Genomic DNA, 17,592 nt, shown 5'->3' with positions numbered 1-17,592 from the left:
CCGCAATCTCGTCAAACGGGTTCATCGACATCTTAACATTCGCAAGATCAACGCCAGACCCGTCAGCCTTGACACGTACCTTGACGTTATAGTCAATCACCCGCTTCACAGGCACCAATACCTTCATGTGAGACACTCCTTGCGATGGGGTTGCAGGCCGGCCCCATAGAGGCCGGCCCCAGGATCAGAACGATTTGCGGATCACTTCGCGCAGCTCGCCCACGACGCCACGGCGGAAGGCCAGCACGCAGATCACGAAGATCACGCCCAGCACGACGGGCACCCAGGCGCCCAGCGGGCCAGAGGCCAGGTAGTTCTGCAGCGTGATGATGATGCCCGCGCCCACGGCCGGCCCCGGAATGGTGCCAAGCCCGCCCAGCAGGGTCATCAGAACCACTTCGCCCGACATGTGCCAATGCGCATCGGTCAGCGAGGCCAGCTGGAACACCACGGTCTTGGTGCCACCGGCAACGCCCGCCAGCGTGGCCGACAGCACGAAGGCCAGCAGCTTGTAGCGGTCGACATCATAGCCCAGCGACGTGGCGCGGGCCTCGTTGTCGCGAATAGCCGACAGAACCTGCCCGAAGGGCGAGTTGACGGTGCGCGAGATCACGAAATACCCGATCACGAAGATGGCCAGCACGAAGTAGTACATCGACAGGTTGTCCTGCAGGTCGATGAACCCCAAAGCCTTGCCGCGCGGCACGCCCTGCAGGCCGTTCTCGCCGCCGGTAAAGTCGGACGAGACGAACAGGAAGTAGACCATCTGGGCCATCGCCAGGGTGATCATGGCGAAATAGATGCCCTGGCGGCGGATCGCCAGCGAGCCGATCGCCAGGCCCAGCAGGCCGGCCACGGCGGCACCCACGAGGATGCCCAGCTCGGTCGGCAGGCCCCAGACCTTGAGCGCATGGCCGGTGACATAGGCTGCGCCGCCAAAGAAGGCCGCGTGACCAAAGCTGAGCAGCCCGCCAAAGCCCAGGATCAGGTTGAAGGCGCTGGCAAAGAGGGCAAAGCACAAGAGCTTCATCAGGAAGACGGGATAGATCGCAAGCGGGGCCACAAGCAGCAGACCGATCGCGATCAGATATGCGATTTTGGTATTCATGACATCTGCTCCTTACGAGGCTTTGCCGAACAGGCCCGCGGGACGCAGAACCAGCACGATGGCCATGACAACAAAGATGACGGTGGCCGAGGCCTCGGGCCAGAAGACCTTGGTCAGGCCCTCGATCACGCCCATGGCCAGGCCGGTCACCACCGCGCCCACGATCGAACCCATGCCGCCGATCACAACGACCGCGAACACGACGATGATCAGGTTCGACCCCATCAGCGGGTTGACCTGGGTGATCGGCGCCGCCAGCACGCCGGCAAAGGCGGCCAGGGCAACGCCATAGCCATAGGCCAGCGTCGTCAGCAGCGGCACGTTCACGCCAAAGGCCTGCAGCAGCTTGGGGTTCTCGGTGCCGGCGCGCAGGTAGGCGCCGATCTTGGTGCGCTCGAACAGCAGCCAGGTGGCCAGACAGACCGCCAGCGAGGCCACAACGACCCAGCCGCGATACCAGGGCAGGAACATGAAGCCCAGGTTGACGCCACCCTGCAGGGAGGCGGGCGTCGAATAGGGCATGCCCGACGAGCCAAAGAGTTTCACGAAAGTGCCTTCGATCACCAGCGCCAGGCCAAAGGTCAGCAGCAGGCCATAGAGGTGATCGACGCCGGCGAGGCGGCGCAGCAGCAGCCGTTCAATCACGATCCCGAACGCCCCAACCACGATCGGCGCGATGATCAGCGCGCCCCAATAGCTGATACCCAGCCATTTGGCAGCGGCAAGCGCGGCAAAGGCGCCCAGCATGTATAGCGCCCCATGGGCAAAGTTCACGATGTTCAGCAGGCCGAAAATGACCGCCAGACCAAGCGACAGCACCGCGTAGAAGGCGCCGTTGATCAGGCCGAGCAATAGCTGTCCGAAAAGAACCTGGGGCGGAAAGCCCAGAAGATCTGTCAGCATGTCGGGATGTCCTAGTTATTGGTGTGGATCCCACCAGGCACGGCAGATGTGCCTGGTGGGAGTTCTCGCCTTACTTGGTCGGGCAGGTGCTTTCGGACAGCGGGCCGAAAGCTTCTTCACCGGGGATGGTGCGCACGATCTTGAGGTAATCCCACGGGCCGGAGGATTCGCTCGGGGCCTTCACCTCGGCGAGATACATGTCGTGAACCATGCGGCCATCGGTGCGCAGGACGCCGCCATTGGCGAACATGTCCTCGACGGGCATTTCACGCATCTTGGCCAGAACGGTGTCGGTGTCATCCGTGCCGGTGGCTTCGATGGCTTTCAGGTAGTGCAGAACCGACGAGTAGGTGCCGGCCTGAACTCCGGTCGGCATCTTGCCGGTTTTCTCGAAGTACTTCTGCGACCAGGCGCGGGTCTCGTCGTTGAGATCCCAGTAGAAGCTGACGGTCATCTGCAGGCCCTGCGCGGTTTCCAGACCCAGCGCGTGCACGTCGGTCAGGAAGACCAGCAGGCCGGCAATCTTCTGGCCCGAGGCGATGACGCCGAATTCGTTGGCGGCCTTGATGGCGTTGATCGTGTCGGCGCCGGCGTTGGCCAGACCGATGATCTTGGCGCCCGAGGCCTGGGCCTGCAGGATGAAGGACGAGAAGTCAGAGGCCGGGAACGGGTGCTTGGCAGCGCCCAGAACCTGGCCGCCCTCGGCCTCGACCACCTTGGCCACGTCGCCTTGCAGCGCTTCACCAAAGGCATAGTCGGCGGTCAGGAAATACCAGGTGTCGCCACCCTCTTTCACGACGGCCGAGCCGGTGCCCACGGCCAGGGCGCGGGTGTTGTAGGTCCAGTGCAGGCCGGTCGGGATACAGGCGTCGTTGGTCAGCGGCGACGAGGCCGCACCCGACACCAGGGCGATCTTGTTCTGCTGTTTGGCAACTTCGAACACGCCCAGGGCCACCGAGGTGGTCACCAGTTCGGCAAAGGCGTCGACGCCCTGGGTGTCACCCCATTCGCGCGCCTTGTTGGCGGCGATGTCGGCCTTGTTCTGGTGGTCGGCGGTGACGATCTCGATCGGGGCGCCGGCAACGGTGCCGCCGAATTCTTCGATCGCCATCTGGGCTGCAACGGCCGCGCCTTCGCCGGCGAGGTCCGAATAGGTGCCCGACATGTCGGTCAGCACACCGATCTTGACGACGCCGTCGCTGATCTCGGCTGCGGCGGCCGAGGCCAGCATTGCCAGTGCCGAGGCGCTGGCGGAAAGCGTTTTGAGAATGTTCATGAGTCCTCCTCCGGGGGGTTTGCGTTATACGCTTAGGTATTCGTCAAAGATGTGCTGGCTGGATTCCAGGTCATCCTTGTGAATTGTTGCGGCTATGTGCCCGTGATCCATGATGAAATGCCGATCGGCCAGAGGCGCGGCAAAGCGGAAGTTCTGCTCGACCAGGATGATCGTGTAACCGCGGGTCTTGAGCTGGATCAGCACCTCGGCCAGCTTGTCGTTGATCACCGGGGCCAGGCCTTCGGTGATTTCGTCAAGCAGCAGCACATTGGCGCCGGTGCGCAGGATGCGGGCCATGGCCAGCATCTGCTGTTCGCCGCCCGACAGGCGGGTGCCTTGCGACTTGCGGCGTTCGGCCAGGTTGGGGAACATCTCGTAGAGTTCCTCGACCGACATGCCGCCCGGCGCCACGTTGGGCGGCAGCATCAGGTTTTCCTCGACATTGAGGCTGGCGAAGATGCCGCGCTCTTCGGGGCAATAGCCCACGCCCATATGGGCGATGGTATGGGGCGCGGATTTGATGATTTCCTCGCCCTTCAGCACGATCGAGCCGGTGCGGTGCCCGATCAGGCCCATGATCGCGCGCAGCGTCGTGGTCCGGCCCGAGCCGTTGCGACCCAGCAGGGTCACCAGCTCGCCCTGGTTGACGGTCATGTCGATGCCGTGCAGCGCGTGGCTTTCGCCGTAGAACGCGTGCAGATCCTGGATGCGCAGCTCTTCGATATGCTCGGATACGTGCTGGCCGCCGATGTCGTGATTTTCCAACGTGTCGGTGTTCATGCGGCTTTCCCCATATAGGCTTCTTTCACGCGCGGATCCGACGAGACCTCTTCATAGGTGCCTTCGGTCAAAAGCGCGCCGCGCTGAAGAACGGTAATCTTGTCACACAGGGTCGAAACGACGCCGAGGTTGTGTTCGACCATCAGGATGGTGCGGTTGGCCGAGACCTTCTTGATCAACTGGGTGATCAGCTCGACATCCTCGCGCCCCATGCCCTGGGTCGGCTCGTCCAGCAGCATCATCTCGGGCTCCATCGCCAGGGTGGTGGCGATTTCCAGGGCGCGCTTGCGGCCATAGGGCATGTCGGCCACCACCGCATCGGTGAAATGCTCGAGCCCGACCATGGTCAACAGCTCGTCGGCGCGGTCGTTCAGCCGGTTCAACGAACTGACCGGACGCCAGAAATGGAACGAGGTGCCCAGCTTGCGCTGCAGCGCGACGCGCACGTTCTCGCGGGCGGTCATGTGCGGAAAGACCGCCGAGATCTGGAAGGATCGGATCACGCCCATGCGTGCGATTTCCGCCGATTTGGTCGCGGTGATGTCGCGGCCGTTGAAGGTGATCTTGCCGCGGGTCGGGATCAGGAACTTGGTCAGCAGGTTGAAGACGGTGGTCTTGCCCGCGCCGTTCGGCCCGATCAGGGCGTGGATATCGTGGCGCTTGACCTTGAGGTCGACCGTGTCGACGGCGGTAAAGCCCTTGAACTCCTTGGTCAGCCCCTGCGTTTCGAGAATGTATTTTCCGGTGTCGCTCATGTGTTTTCGCGTCCTAAAAAGGTGGGGGGAACCGCGAGGAGGCGGCCCCCCCAGTCAGGGGAGATAGTCAGGCTGCGCCGCTCAAAGCGCGGGCCTGATCGCGCAGAATGAACTTCTGCACTTTGCCCGTGGAGGTTTTGGGCAATTCGCCAAAGACGATGGTTTTAGGCGCCTTGAAGTTGGCCATGTTCTCGCGGCAGAAGGCGATCAGCTCGGCCTCGGTGATGGTTTTGCCGGGCTTGAGCTCGACAAAGGCGCAAGGCGTTTCGCCCCATTTCTCGTCGGGGCGCGCCACGACGGCGGCCTCGAGAACGGCGGGGTGCTTGTAGAGCACATCCTCGACCTCGACCGAGCTGATGTTCTCGCCGCCCGAGATGATGATGTCCTTGGACCGGTCCTTCAGTTCCACGTACCCGTCGGGATGCATGACACCCAGGTCGCCCGAGGCGAACCAGCCGCCGTTGAACGACTTGTCGGTCGCGGTCTGGTTCTTGAGATAGCCCTTCATGACGTTGTTGCCGCGCATGAAGATCTCGCCCATGGTCTGGCCGTCGCTGGGCACAGGCGCCAGCGTTTCCGGATCGGCCACCATCAGGCCCGACAGCGCCACGTTCTTGACGCCCTGACGGGCCTTGAGCTTGGCTTTCTTCTCGCCATCCAGGCCGTCCCACTCGCCCTTCCAGGCGCAGACGACCGAGGGGCCGTAGGTTTCGGTCAGGCCATAGACATGGGTGACTTCGACACCCATCGATTCCATGTTGGCGATCACCGCGGCCGGCGGGCTGGCGCCGGCGGTCATCACCTTCACCTCATGGCTGAAATCCTTCAGCTCGTCCGGGGCGTTGGCCAGCATGTTCAGAACGATCGGCGCGCCGCAGAAATGGGTGACCTTCTCGTCGCGGATCAGTTGATAGATCGGTTCGGCCCGGACGGCGCGCAGGCAGACGCAGACGCCCGCATTGGCGGCAATCGCCCAGGGGAAACACCAGCCGTTGCAATGGAACATCGGCAGGGTCCACAGGTAACGCGAATGATGCGCCATGCCCCAGGTGATGATGTTCGACATCGCGTTCAGCGCGGCGCCGCGGTGGTGATAGACCACGCCCTTGGGGTCGCCGGTGGTGCCAGAGGTATAGTTCAGGCTGATGGCGTCCCATTCATTGGCGGGCAGGACCATCTCGAACTCGGGGTCACCCTCGGCCAGCATCTCGTCATAGGTCACCGAACCGATGCGGCGGCCGCCGGCAAAGCTGGCATCCTCGATGTCGATCACCAGGATGTCGCGATGGCCGCTGATCTTGATCGCGCGGTCCACGACTTCGCTGAATTCGGGATCGACCATCACCACCTTGGCCTCGGCATGGCTGAGGATAAAGGCAATGGCCTCGGGGTCGAGGCGGGTGTTGACCGTGTTCAGAACGGCACCGCACATCGGCACGGCGAAATGGGCTTCGAACATCTCGGGGATGTTGGCGGCGATGACCGACACGGTGTCGTTCTTGCCGATGCCGCGCTTGCTCAGCGCACTGGCGAAACGGCGCATCCGCTCGAAGGTTTCACCCCAGTTCAGGCGCCGGTCTTCATAGACGATGGCGGTCAGCTCGGGATAGATCCGGGCTGTTCTTTCGGCGAAACTCAGCGGCGAAAGCGCAACATAGTTGGCATCATTGGCATCCAGACTCGTGTCATAGATGCTGGCATGGCTATTCATATGTATTTCCTCCCGTTCGATCCGGACAGGGTCCCCTGACCTGCCAGACGGCGGGAAGCTCACATGGAGTTGTTGCCAAAGTTCGCAGGAATTGTATCCAATTGTGATGGCGCGGCGAATATCCTTGGTTCTGCGCCGGGGCTAACGCATCTTTCGTAAAGTGATCGAACGAGATGGGGCCGGCAAAGTGGCGCATTCACCCGAGGTAACAGACGCGGCGATGCTGGTTCTCGAGGGGCTGGGGCATCTGGATCAGGGGATCACGATCTTTGATCACAACCTGAAACTGGTGGCCTGGAACGACGTGTTCCTCGAGATGCTGGGCTATCCGCGCGACCTGGCCTTTGTGGGCGCCGACTTCGCCTCGTTCATCGACTACAACGCCCGGCGCGGCGAATACGGCCCCGGCGACCCGGTGATTCAGGTGGCGGAACGCGTTGAAAAAGCGCGGAAATTCCTGAAACACCATATCGAGCGCGAGCGCCCCGACGGCACCGTTCTCAAGGTGGTCGGCACGCCTCTGCCCAGTGGCGGATTCGTCACCACCTATACCGACATCACTGATATCCGGCGCCGGCAGGAGCTGCTTGAGGAAACCGTGACCCAGCGCACGCGCGAGCTGATGCTCAGCGAGCAGCGGCTGAAACTGATCGCCGACGAGGTGCCCGCCGGCATCGCGCATTTCGACCGCGACCTGACCATCCTTTACGCCAACAAGCGCTTTGCCCAGGCCTATCAGAAGACCCCGAAAGACATCATCGGCCTGAATGCAAGCGAGGTTCTTTATGCCCGCACGCTGCTGGAGTCGTCGCGGTTTTTCGAACAGGCGCGACGCGGGGCGATGGTGGATTTCGAGATGCGGGTGCAGCTGCCGGGCGACCGGTTCAAGGACATCCGCACCCTGCTGCGGCCCGAGAAACCGTCATCGGGCGAGGTGATCGGGTTCTACACGGTGTCGATCGACGTGACCCGGCGCAAGGCCACGATGTCGGCGCTGATGCGGTCGCAAAAGATGGACGCGCTTGGCCGGATGGCCAGCGGCATCTCGCATGACTTCAACAACCTGCTGACCATCATCTTGGGCAACCTGGTGCCGCTGGCCGAGCATCTGAACGACCCCGCCACCGAAGAGGAATTCCTGACCCCCGCAATCTCGGCGGCGCGGCGCGGATCGTCGCTGACCAAGCGCCTGCTGACGCTTGCCCGGCGCGAACAGTTCGACCCCGAGCCCACCGAGATCGACGAGGCGATTTCCGAGATCTGCAAGCTGCTGAAATCCTCGGTGCCGGCCTCGCTGACCATCGCTCAGGACCACGAACCCGCCCTGCCCCAGGCCTTTGTCGATCGCGGCCAGCTGGAGATGGCGCTGCTGAACATGGCGCTGAATTCGCGCGATGCCTGCGAGGGCAAGGGCGAGATCACCATCGGTGCCAGCCGCTATGACCTGCCCGCCGAAGAGGCAGAGCTGTTGCACCTGCCCGCCGGGGAATATCTGCGCATCCGGTTCGCCGATAATGGCAGCGGCATGTCGCCCGAACAGGCCGAACGCATTTTTGAACCGTTCTACACCTCGAAGGCCGCCGGTGCGGGGTCGGGTCTGGGGCTGTCGATGGTCTATGGTTTCGTCAAGCAGTCGAACGGGGCGATCTGGGTCGACAGCCAGCCCGGCCGCGGCGCCGAGTTCACCATCCTTTTGCCCAGCGTCGATCTGGTCGCCAAGCAGGACATCACCCGCCCCGAGCCGGTCGAGCCGCGCCCTGCCCCGCGCGCCGAACCTGACACGGGCGACCAGCCGATGGTGCTGCTGGTCGAAGACGATCAGGACGTGCGCCGCACCATCCGCCGCAAGATCGCCGGGCTGGGCTATCCGCTGGTCGAGGCCAACAACGCCGACGAGGCGCTTGGCCTTTTGGCGCGGATCCGCGACATCCGGATCGTCATCTCTGATATCGACATGCCCGGCACCATGAAGGGCCACGCCCTGGCTCACCGCATCCGCAACATGTTCCCCGATATCCGCATCGTGCTGATGAGCGGCCAGGTGCAGCATTTCCCGCAAGGCAGCCGTGCCAACGGCATCCCGTTCCTGCGCAAGCCCTTCAGCGCCGATGACCTGTCGGCCGCATTGGCCGACAGCCAGAATGCCCCCTACCCGACCGAAGGTGTTTCCCCATGAAGACTACCGTTTTCCTTCTGGAGGACGACCTGGACATCACCAGGCTGATCGTTCGCACCCTGAGCCAGCAAGGCATCGACACCCGCAGCTTTCGCCGCATCTCCGAATTCGAGCGCGAGATCAAACGCCAGCTGCCCGACCTGTGCCTGATCGACCTCAGCCTGCCCGATGGCGACGGGCTGTCGCTGGTCAATGGCGGCGGGCTGCCGTGCTCGGTGCCGCGGATCATCGTGACCGGGCGCGGCGGGCTGACCGACAAGGTGGTGGGGCTGGAAATCGGGGCCGACGACTATATCGTCAAGCCGTTCGAGCCGCGCGAGCTGGTGGCGCGGGTGCGCGCCGTGCTGCGGCGTAGCGCCAAATCTGCAACCCCTGCCGCCGCCGCCAAGAACGAGTTGATCACCTTTGGCGACTGGAGCGCCGATTTCGACGGCTGCACGCTGACCCATCGTGATGGCGAGGTGATCAATCTCAGCTCGTCCGAGGCGGCGCTGTTGGGGGCGCTGGTCAATTCTGCCGGGCGGGTTCTCAGCCGCTCGCAGCTGCTGGACATCACCAGCGGCCGCACGGGAGAGCCGTTTGATCGCAGCATGGATGCCCGCATCAGCCGCCTGCGCCGCAAGCTGCGCGACGACCCAAAGGCGCCCAGCATCATCCGCACCGTCTATGGCGCGGGCTATGTGTTCTCGATCCCGGTCGACACCAAGGCCGGCTGAGGCCGCGCCCTGCCCCATTGCTGAAACCTAAAAGGGCCGCACCAATGGTGCGGCCCTTTCGCGTGACTTTCAAACCCGATCAGAAGATCTGACTGGGCAACCAGAGGGCAATCTGGGGGAAAGCCACAACAAGTGCCAGCCCGAGGATTTGGAGGAACACGAATGGGATGGCAGCTTTGTAGATGTCACCGATCGTCACGTCTTCGGGTGCAACCGATCGCATGTAGAACAGGTTGTAGCCGAAGGGTGGCGTCAGATAGGCGGACTGCATCGACAGGATGAACAGCACCGCGAACCAGGTCGTGTCATAGCCCAGGTCGCGCACGATCGGCACGAACAGCGGCACGGTGATAAACACGATGGCAAAGTCGTCCAGGAACATGCCCAGCACGAAATACGTGGCCAGCATCGCCAGGATGACGAACATCGGCGACAGTTCGAAATCTTCGATCAGTTCGCCCACGATCTGACCGGCGCCAAGGCCGACATAGATCTTGGAAAAGAACACCGCCGCGATGGTGATCCACATCAGCATGCCCATCAGCTTGGTGGTGGTCAGCATGACATAGCGCAGCATGTCCCAGTTCACCCGGCCATGCAGCGCCGCGATCACCAGCGACCCGAAGGCCCCGATGGCCGAGGCCTCGGACGGCGAGGTCACGCCGCCGATGATGCAGCCCAGCACCACGGTGATCAGCGCGCCGGGCGCGATCAGGTGACGCAGGGATTTCAGCTTTTCGATGCCGCTGAACCGTTCCTCGATCGGGGCCGGCGGGCCCAGCTTGGGGTTGATGCGGCAGCGGATCAGCACATAGGTGATGTAAATGCCGGCCAGCATCAAGCCCGGCATCAGGCCAGCGGCAAACAGCTTGCCGACGGAATCGCGCGACAGGAACGCGTAGATGATCATCAGCACCGACGGCGGGATCAGAAAGCCCAGGGCGCCCCCCGCCATGATGGTGCCGGTGACAAGTTTCTTGTCATAGCCCCGCTTCAGCATCGCCGGCAGGGCGATGATGCCCAGGCTGACGGTTGCCGCGCCCGACACGCCCGCCATGGCGGCGATCAGCGCGCAGATGATGACGGTGCCCACGCCCAGGCCGCCGGGCAGACCGCCCATCAGCTTGTGGATCATCTCGAACAGGTCGTCCGTGATACCCGAGCGTTGCAGCACAAGGCCCATGAAGATGAACAGCGGCAGAGCCACCAGCAGGAAATTGTCCATCGCGCTGAAGGTCGAGCTGACCAGCAGGTCGAGGCCACCCGGCCCCCACAGGACATAGGCGCTTCCGACGCCAGAGATCGTCAATGCCCAGGCCAGCGGCGAGCCCATCGCCATCAGGGCCAGCATCGACAGGAACATGATCGCCGTGATTGTCAGCGGATCAAGATCGGCCATAGTAAGTCCTCCCCGGATGGCGGCTGCCATCCGCGTCATAGCGCCTTATTTCTTGGCGGCGTCCAGAAGTTCGGGGTCGATATCGGTTTCGACCTCACTCTCGCGCGGGTCGTCGAACGGAATACCCAGCAGCACCAGAACGGCGCGCAGCAACTCGGCGATGTTCTGCAGCAGAACAAGGCCCACGGCGACGGGGATCACGGTCTTGATCGGATAAACCGCCGGCTGCCAGATGCTCTTGTTGGAATATTCGCGCACGGCCCAGCTTTCGGCGGCGAACTCGACGGACATTTTGAAGAAGATCCACAGAACGACCAGGCCAAGCGTGAAGATGATCGTGTCACAGAACGCTTTGCCACGGGGGCCGAACTGTCCATAGATCACCTCGGAGCGCACATGGCCGCGGTGGCGCAGCGTATAGGCGCCGGCCAGCATGCAGAACGCACCATAGAGCATGGTGCTGGTCTCATGCGCCCAGATCGTCGGCGAATTGAGGAAGTAGCGGGCGACGATTTCCAGCACAAGCACGGAGATCATCCCCAGCGTCAACCAGGAAATGGCCCGCCCGACATACTCGGACAGGCCATCCTGAATGACAAGATACCTTGTCACCAGGTTCATTACAGACGCCCTTGGGCCTTCGCGTTGGCAACCAGCGCTTCGATCAGCTTGGCGTTACGCTCGGAGCGGCCGGCTTCTTCCTGCCAGACACCCTGGGCAGCTTCGGTCAGCGCTTTGGAATCCTCGGCGGGGAGGGTCGCGTAGATGAAGGTGCCTTCGGCGACGCCTTCGTTACCGGCAGCCAGCCACTGGTGGATGTCTTCGGCGAACTGGGCGATCGCGGTTTCCAGGATGGCCTTGTGCTCGTCCGAGAGGCTGTTCCAGCTTTCCGGGTTGGCCAGGAAGGTTTCGGTCCAGCCGGGCATCAGCATGTTCAGGTAGGTATAGTGCTGGCCGGCTTCGTGCAGTTTCAGCTGCTCGTACTCGACCGGGCCGCCGTAGATGGCGCCGTCGATCACGCCGGTCGACATGCCGATATACAGTTCCTGAGCGGGCAGATACACGGTCGGGATACCGAAGTGATCCAGAACCTTGGCCACGTTCGAGGTGGCGCGGATCTTGCGGGTTTTCAGGTCTTCCAGCGAGGTGACCGGCTCTTTGGTCAGCAGGTCATAGCTGTGGCCATAACCCTTGCCCAGGAAAACGGTGCCGGCGTCGGTATAGGCTTCGGTCAGCAGGGCGTTGACTTCGGGGCTTTCAAAGAATGCCTTGGCTTCTTCAACGCTGGTCCAGCCGCCGGGCAGACCGGCTTCGATGTTGCCGATGTCAACCTGGCCCGACCAGTAGCCGCCATGGCCGTGCACGATGTCGAGGGTACCTTTGGAGACGGCATCGGCAAACTGATCCGAAGCCACCAGTTCACCGCCACGGAAATACTGGATGCGCAGCTCGCCGTTCGAGGCTTCTTTCACGGCATCCTTGAACTTGTCGGCGATGGCGTCGATCTCGGTGCCATAGAAGGTGTGAAAACGGATGCGAACGGTGTCGGCCGACGCGGCCGAAGCAGCGGCCAGCGCAACGGCGCCCGAGATCGCGCCAATAGCGGCACGGCGGGTGAATTGGGTGAATTTCATGTGTTCTCCTCCTTGGACAGCAGCGCAAAACGCCGCCAGTGATGGTTCCTCGCAACCGGCCCCGTTGTTGTTAGATGGGATTGTGTCACGGCCGCAACGTGGCTATCGTGCTACATCATAGACCATATTGTCGGCAACAAAAAAGAATGGAAGCGACACCCATATGCACTATTGCGACACAGAGATCAGACAAATCTGACATCACGCAATGGCATATTTAACATCTTTATCAGTATGTTGTTAACTTTTAGGCGACTAGGCGGATTTGCGTTTTCGCGAACAGCCAACCGCCTGGGGCGGGTCTTTGCCAAGGCCATCAACATACACCATGAAGAGTGTGCGACCGATTCGAAGTTGTCGTTAGGTAAGCCGAAAGGCAGTGTCGTAAGAGGAGGGACACTACATATGACTGAACAGCGCGAAACCCTGCACGGGTTGACCGATATCTACCGGTATCTCAGACGCAACCGCACCCCGATCTATGTGATCATGCCCACGCCCTTTAACCTGATGGGGCTGGACCAGTGGGTGGGCGGCCTTGAATACGTCAACTATTTCGACATTTTCGACGGGCGCCACCCGCGGGTGTTCCTGCCGTCGCAGACCGGCGCGCAGGATTTCCGCTCGATGGAGGATGTCGGCAACTACCTGGTCGATCACCCCGAATTCCGCGACCGCGTCAAATCGCAACCCAACGGCATGGCGCTGTTCGTTCAGTTCGACGAAAAGACCGAAGAGCTGTGCAAGGATGTGGGCCTGACCATCGCCCTGCCCTCGAACGACCTGCGCAACCGCCTGGACAGCAAGATCGAAACCACCCGCCTGGGCAACGAGGCCGGCGTGGCCAGCGCGCCCAACGTCATGGGCGAGGCCAACACCTATGCCGAGCTGACCAAGCTGGCCGAACGCGCCGGGCTGGGGTCGGACCTGGTGGTGCAGACGCCCTATGGCGACAGCGGCCGCACGACCTTCTTCATCAAGGCGCGCGAGGACTGGGACAAGTTCTCGTCCAAGATCATCGGCCAGCAGCTGAAGATCATGAAGCGCATCAACCACCTGCCCGGCACGATCGAGGGCTGCGCCACCCGCCACGGCACGCTGGTCGGCCCGGTCATGACCGACATCACCGGTTTCGAGGAAATCACCCCCTACAAGGGCGGCTGGTGCGGCAATGACATCTCGCCGTCGATCCTGCCCGACGGGGTGCCGGACAAGGTGCGCGACATGGCGCGCAAGTTCGGCGATCGCCTCTATGCCGAGGGCTATAAGGGCGTGTTCTGCATCGACTTCCTGCTCGATACCGACACGAACGAGGTTTATCTGGGCGAGCTGAACCCGCGCATCTCGGGCGCCTCGCCGCCGACCAACCTGATCACCTCGACCTATGGCGGCTGTCCGCTGTTCCTGTTCCACCTGCTGGAATTCATGGACGTGGATTACGAGATCGACATTCACGAGGTGCAAAGCCGCTGGAACGATTACGACCACTGGACCCAGCTGATCCTCAAACAGACCGAGGACAAGGTCGAGCTGATCACCAAGGCCCCGCAATCGGGGATCTGGCGCATGGAAGAGGACGGTGAGATCTCGTTCGTGCGACCCAGCCACAACATCAACACCCTTGGTGACGAGGACGAGGCCTTTTACCTGCGGGTCTATGGAGTGGGCGAATACTGCTATCACGGCGCTGATCTGGGCTGTCTGCTGGCCCGCGGCCGGATGCAGTCGGACGACCGCGAGCTGCTGGAACGCGCGCGGGTTTGGAACGCCGCGATCAAGGGTCAGTTCAAAAGCGTGCCGCTGTCACCCAATGCCGAGATCCCGATGCCGGCCGACATGACCGCCGGCAAGTGGTTCTGACACATCGAAAGGTTCGGCCTGACGCGTCAGGCCGGGCCGCCCTGCTCGATCTCGCCGATGGGATCAACGTCGTTGCGCACCCAGAAATAGCTGAACCCCTGCTCGCGCAACCAGCTTTCCAGACGGTCGAGGCTGCTCCATTCCCGGCGCAGGCCGCGCGCGCTTTCGAGCTGGGCCCAGACGTTATCGACCAGGAAATACACGGTCCAGGTGTTGGGGTTTCGCACCTGGTCTCCAAAGCCGCCCCCCTGGGTCATGCGCGGAACACGCGCGATCACCGGGTAATGGGTGATGCGATACGAGGCCAGCAAACCGGGAATGTCGGTTTGCTTGATAACAGCAACAGGGGCGGGCGCAGGTAACATAGCCCTTCTTCTTGACAAGATGAGCGACAAAGTCAATATGCTACACCATGACCCATGGTGTAGCCAACCTTCAGATCACGTCCCTGCCCCGCGGCCCGATGGCCTGTCCGGGATGCCTTGGACCGACGGCGCGGGGTATGCCATGCACCTGACATTTCGCAGCCTTTCCGAAGACCTGCCCGGCGACGCCTGGCGCGAGGTTTTCCGCCACGGCTGGCCCGGCTGGAGCGAATGGTACGGCGCGCGATCAGAGGGCGAGCCGGCCCTGGCCGATGCGCGCGCCTCGATTCGCCGTCACATGCCGGAGTACGAGCCCCTGTGGGACGAGTTGACGCAGCGTTGCGGCGCCGATGACGAGGCCGCGCGCTTTCTCAGCTTCTGGTCGCCGCCGCGCTATCTGGTGAACTGCTCGCAGGCGGTTCTGATGGACGAGGACGGCCCGGTCCTGATCCGCAACTACGACCTCGACCCCGAGCTGAACGAGGCGACGCTGCTGTCGACCGGCTGGCAGGGCCGCCGGGTCGTGGGCATGGTCGAGGCCATGGCCGGCCTGTCGGATGGCATGAACGATGCCGGGCTGGCCCTGTCGCTGACCTTTGGCGGGCGGGTGATCCGGCAGACCGGGTTCGGCATCCCGATCATCCTGCGCTATGTGCTGCAAACCTGCAACGACACCCAAGAGGCCATCGAGGCCCTGCGCGCGGTGCCGTCGCACATGTCCTACAACGTTACCCTGATCGACCGCAGCGGCGATTTCGCCACCGTGTTCCTGGCCCCCGACCGCCCCGCGATCGTGTCGCGCCAGCCCTGGGCGACCAATCACCAGATCGGCGTCGAATGGCCGCGCCATGCGCGGGTGTCGAACACGCTGGGCCGGGCGCAGCACCTCGAGGCGCTGCTGGAACGCGACGACCTGACCGCCGCGCTGCTGGAGCAGGAATTCAACCAGCCGCCTCTGTTCAGCACCAATTACGCCCAGGGCTTTGGCACGGTCTATGGCGCCATCTACCGCCCCGCGCAGGGCGAGGTCACGCTGCGCTGGCGCGACGGCACGCGCCACAGCTGGCAAATCGACGCGGTCGAGCGCCGGCAGATCCCGATCCATTACACCGGTCAGGGCTCTCAGGCCGCGCCCCAGGCGCAACCGGCCGAGCCGACCCCGGCCTGGTATGACGCCTTTCTGGGCACCCTGCCCCAGAGCCTCAGCCACACAGACAGCGATGTCCAGGCCCGCATGGCGGCGTTCTGGCGGCGCAACCACATGGGCCAGGACCAGGAATGGTCGAACCTCTGGTCCGCATCCCCGAATTCTCAATCTCAGGAGGAAACCTGAATGTCACGGTTCTCGATTGCAGGCATCCAGATGCACATTTCGACCCACCGCAACCTCGAAGAGATGCGGCGTCGGCTGGATATCCTGCTGCACCTCTATCCGTGGGTGCAGATGGTTGTGTTCTCGGAACTGGCGGCGCATGGCCCGACCCTGCATTCGGCACAGCCGATGGGCGGCAGCTTTGAGCGCGAGTTCAGCGAAATGGCGCGCCGGTATGACATCTGGCTGATCCCCGGCTCGTATTTCGAAAAGCGCGATGGCGCGATCTATAACACCACCCCCGTCATCAACCCCGATGGCGAGGTCGTGACCCGCTATCGCAAGATGTTCCCCTTCACCCCCTACGAGGAAGGCGTCACCCCGGGCCGCGAATTCTGCGTGTTCGACGTGCCCGATGTGGGCCGCTTTGGCGTGTCGATCTGCTATGACCTGTGGTTCCCCGAGGTCACCCGCACCCTGGTCTCGATGGGCGCCGAGGTGATCATCAACCCGGTTCTGGCCAGCTTTGTCGACCGCCCCGCCGACCTGGCCATCGCTCAGGGCTCGGCCGCGATGTTCCAAAGCTATGTGTTCCACATCAACGGCCTGCTGGCCGGCGGCAACGGCTATTCGATGGTGATCGACCCGGCCGGGCAGATCCTGCATCGCGGCAACGTCCAGGAAGAGATGATCCCGATCGAGGTCGATTTCGAACTGGTTCGCCGCCAGCGCCGCGAAGGCGTGCTGCGCATGGGCCAGCCGCTGAAAAGCTTCCGCGACAACACGGTCGAATTCCCCGTCTACCAGCCCGGCTTTGACATGAGCTATCTCAACTCGCTAGGGCCGCTCGAAAAACCCAAACGCGCTGTTCAGCAGAAGAAGGTGCAGGTCGTGACCGCGCCCGAACCTGCCGCGCCCGCCCCGAAAAAGGCGGGCTGACTGACGCCCCCCGCGCCGCGCCCGCCTCCTCCTCTTATCCGGGCGCGGCCAACCATGAAGGAGACGATCATGACGTCGAACACCCCGAAAATTGCCCCCATTCCCAAGGGCCTGCGCGCCATCACGGCAACCATCGCCACCCGCGATGTGGCCGCCGCCGTGGCCTTTTACACCGAGGTCCTGGGCGCCGAACTGGTCGAGGATCTGGCCATTCCCGGCACCGATGCGCTGATGCATGCCCATATCAAGGTCGCGGGCGTGCCACTCTTGCTGACGCTGGACACCGCCGCCTATCCGACCGCCGGCACCGGCCTCTTGTCGCTGTATCATTACCTTGACGAGATCGAGGCCGCCTATGACGCCGCCATCGCCAAGGGCGCGGTGGCCGTGTCGCCGTTGACCGCCACCTGGTGGGGCGATCTGACCGGTGTGTTCGTCGACCCGTTCGGCGTGCGCTGGACCCTGGCCAAGCGCGTCGAACGCCTGAGCGCCGAGGAACGCAACGAGCGCCTGCAGGCCCTGTTCACGGCGCCCGACCCCGAGCTTGAGCAAGACGCCGCAGCCGAGGTTGAAGCCGAAGCCAGCGCCGACGACGCGGCCGCATAAACGATTTGCGCGGGCATCCCCTGCCCGCGCGTCCGTGTTATCTCCCCGACTG

16 protein-coding genes and 1 pseudogene are annotated in these 17,592 nt (G+C 62.9%); 6 read left to right on the top strand and 11 right to left on the bottom strand.

The window, feature by feature from the left end; translation table 11 throughout:
• The 7 genes and pseudogenes from OE856_RS06095 to OE856_RS06065 all read right to left on the bottom strand — a co-directional run.
• Positions 1-127: pseudogene (locus tag OE856_RS06095) on the bottom strand (electron transfer flavoprotein subunit beta/FixA family protein); the annotation flags it as partial.
• A gap of 57 nt (positions 128-184) precedes the next feature.
• Positions 185-1,108 (bottom strand): branched-chain amino acid ABC transporter permease, encoded by a 924-nt coding sequence (locus OE856_RS06090; protein WP_263715164.1) that lies wholly within the window; start codon positions 1,106-1,108, stop codon positions 185-187.
• Positions 1,109-1,120: 12 nt separating this feature from the next.
• Entirely contained in the window at positions 1,121-2,011 is an 891-nt protein-coding gene (locus OE856_RS06085) for a branched-chain amino acid ABC transporter permease (RefSeq protein WP_263715163.1), read from the bottom strand.
• Positions 2,012-2,081: 70 nt separating this feature from the next.
• The gene (locus OE856_RS06080) at positions 2,082-3,287 is read right to left on the bottom strand and encodes an ABC transporter substrate-binding protein (protein ID WP_263715162.1); all 1,206 of its coding nucleotides are present in this window, start codon (positions 3,285-3,287) and stop codon (positions 2,082-2,084) included.
• Between the two features lie 24 nt (positions 3,288-3,311).
• Positions 3,312-4,010, bottom strand: a complete 699-nt coding sequence (locus tag OE856_RS06075) for an ABC transporter ATP-binding protein (protein ID WP_412174863.1) — start codon at positions 4,008-4,010, stop codon at positions 3,312-3,314.
• 53 nt (positions 4,011-4,063) lie between these two features.
• A complete protein-coding gene (locus OE856_RS06070) occupies positions 4,064-4,822 on the bottom strand; it encodes an ABC transporter ATP-binding protein (protein WP_263715160.1) in 759 nt (252 codons plus the stop codon).
• Between the two features lie 67 nt (positions 4,823-4,889).
• Positions 4,890-6,533 carry an acyl-CoA synthetase gene (locus OE856_RS06065; RefSeq protein ID WP_263715159.1) on the bottom strand — a complete coding sequence of 548 codons (1,644 nt, stop codon included), beginning with the start codon at positions 6,531-6,533 and terminating at the stop codon, positions 4,890-4,892.
• A gap of 187 nt (positions 6,534-6,720) precedes the next feature.
• On the opposite strand from OE856_RS06065, the gene OE856_RS06060 reads away from it, so the two are divergent.
• Positions 6,721-8,709: a PAS-domain containing protein gene (locus OE856_RS06060; RefSeq protein WP_263715158.1), complete on the top strand. Its 1,989-nt coding sequence runs from the start codon at positions 6,721-6,723 to the stop codon at positions 8,707-8,709.
• Complete coding sequence (locus OE856_RS06055; RefSeq protein WP_263715157.1) at positions 8,706-9,425, top strand: winged helix-turn-helix domain-containing protein; 720 nt, start codon at positions 8,706-8,708, stop codon at positions 9,423-9,425. The genes OE856_RS06060 and OE856_RS06055 overlap by 4 nt, the downstream gene beginning before the upstream one ends.
• A 79-nt stretch (positions 9,426-9,504) precedes the next feature.
• Here OE856_RS06055 and OE856_RS06050 read toward each other — a convergent pair whose 3' ends face one another.
• From OE856_RS06050 to OE856_RS06040, 3 genes are read right to left on the bottom strand one after another with little or no spacing between them, the layout of a single operon-like run.
• Entirely contained in the window at positions 9,505-10,824 is a 1,320-nt protein-coding gene (locus tag OE856_RS06050; RefSeq protein WP_263715156.1) for a TRAP transporter large permease, read from the bottom strand.
• Between the two features lie 45 nt (positions 10,825-10,869).
• Positions 10,870-11,445, bottom strand: a complete 576-nt coding sequence (locus OE856_RS06045; RefSeq protein WP_263715155.1) for a TRAP transporter small permease subunit — start codon at positions 11,443-11,445, stop codon at positions 10,870-10,872.
• On the bottom strand, positions 11,445-12,458 hold the full coding sequence (locus tag OE856_RS06040) for a TRAP transporter substrate-binding protein (protein WP_263715154.1): 1,014 nt from the start codon (positions 12,456-12,458) through the stop codon (positions 11,445-11,447). The genes OE856_RS06045 and OE856_RS06040 overlap by 1 nt, the downstream gene beginning before the upstream one ends.
• A 405-nt stretch (positions 12,459-12,863) precedes the next feature.
• Between OE856_RS06040 and OE856_RS06035 the strand changes: the two genes are divergently transcribed.
• A complete protein-coding gene (locus OE856_RS06035) occupies positions 12,864-14,318 on the top strand; it encodes a biotin carboxylase (RefSeq protein WP_263715153.1) in 1,455 nt (484 codons plus the stop codon).
• Between the two features lie 26 nt (positions 14,319-14,344).
• Here OE856_RS06035 and OE856_RS06030 read toward each other — a convergent pair whose 3' ends face one another.
• Positions 14,345-14,683, bottom strand: a complete 339-nt coding sequence (locus OE856_RS06030) for a hypothetical protein (RefSeq protein WP_263715152.1) — start codon at positions 14,681-14,683, stop codon at positions 14,345-14,347.
• Positions 14,684-14,825: 142 nt separating this feature from the next.
• Here OE856_RS06030 and OE856_RS06025 point away from each other — a divergent pair, with 142 nt between their 5' ends.
• The 3 genes from OE856_RS06025 to OE856_RS06015 all read left to right on the top strand — a co-directional run bounded on the left by OE856_RS06025 (position 14,826) and on the right by OE856_RS06015 (position 17,540).
• A complete protein-coding gene (locus OE856_RS06025; protein WP_263715151.1) occupies positions 14,826-16,016 on the top strand; it encodes a C45 family autoproteolytic acyltransferase/hydolase in 1,191 nt (396 codons plus the stop codon).
• The gene (locus OE856_RS06020) at positions 16,017-16,934 is read left to right on the top strand and encodes a carbon-nitrogen hydrolase family protein (RefSeq protein ID WP_263715150.1); all 918 of its coding nucleotides are present in this window, start codon (positions 16,017-16,019) and stop codon (positions 16,932-16,934) included.
• 69 nt (positions 16,935-17,003) lie between these two features.
• Positions 17,004-17,540 (top strand): VOC family protein, encoded by a 537-nt coding sequence (locus tag OE856_RS06015; protein WP_263715149.1) that lies wholly within the window; start codon positions 17,004-17,006, stop codon positions 17,538-17,540.
• Positions 17,541-17,592: the final 52 nt, after the last annotated feature.

The organism is Actibacterium sp. XHP0104 (assembly GCF_025751515.1).
In the GTDB taxonomy this organism is placed as follows: Bacteria; Pseudomonadota; Alphaproteobacteria; order Rhodobacterales; family Rhodobacteraceae; genus Actibacterium_D.
The sequence above is the reverse complement of the archived record's forward strand: the minus strand, read 5'-3'. Positions and strand labels throughout refer to the sequence as shown.

Coding starts and splice junctions, on each gene's coding strand:
- OE856_RS06090 (WP_263715164.1), bottom strand. CDS start 1,108: ATGAATACCAAAATCGCATATCTGATCGCGATCGGTCTGCTGCTTGTG.
- OE856_RS06085 (WP_263715163.1), bottom strand. CDS start 2,011: ATGCTGACAGATCTTCTGGGCTTTCCGCCCCAGGTTCTTTTCGGACAG.
- OE856_RS06080 (WP_263715162.1), bottom strand. CDS start 3,287: ATGAACATTCTCAAAACGCTTTCCGCCAGCGCCTCGGCACTGGCAATG.
- OE856_RS06070 (WP_263715160.1), bottom strand. CDS start 4,822: ATGAGCGACACCGGAAAATACATTCTCGAAACGCAGGGGCTGACCAAG.
- OE856_RS06065 (WP_263715159.1), bottom strand. CDS start 6,533: ATGAATAGCCATGCCAGCATCTATGACACGAGTCTGGATGCCAATGAT.
- OE856_RS06055 (WP_263715157.1), top strand. CDS start 8,706: ATGAAGACTACCGTTTTCCTTCTGGAGGACGACCTGGACATCACCAGG.
- OE856_RS06050 (WP_263715156.1), bottom strand. CDS start 10,824: ATGGCCGATCTTGATCCGCTGACAATCACGGCGATCATGTTCCTGTCG.
- OE856_RS06045 (WP_263715155.1), bottom strand. CDS start 11,445: ATGAACCTGGTGACAAGGTATCTTGTCATTCAGGATGGCCTGTCCGAG.
- OE856_RS06040 (WP_263715154.1), bottom strand. CDS start 12,458: ATGAAATTCACCCAATTCACCCGCCGTGCCGCTATTGGCGCGATCTCG.
- OE856_RS06035 (WP_263715153.1), top strand. CDS start 12,864: ATGACTGAACAGCGCGAAACCCTGCACGGGTTGACCGATATCTACCGG.
- OE856_RS06030 (WP_263715152.1), bottom strand. CDS start 14,683: ATGTTACCTGCGCCCGCCCCTGTTGCTGTTATCAAGCAAACCGACATT.
- OE856_RS06025 (WP_263715151.1), top strand. CDS start 14,826: ATGCACCTGACATTTCGCAGCCTTTCCGAAGACCTGCCCGGCGACGCC.
- OE856_RS06020 (WP_263715150.1), top strand. CDS start 16,017: ATGTCACGGTTCTCGATTGCAGGCATCCAGATGCACATTTCGACCCAC.
- OE856_RS06015 (WP_263715149.1), top strand. CDS start 17,004: ATGACGTCGAACACCCCGAAAATTGCCCCCATTCCCAAGGGCCTGCGC.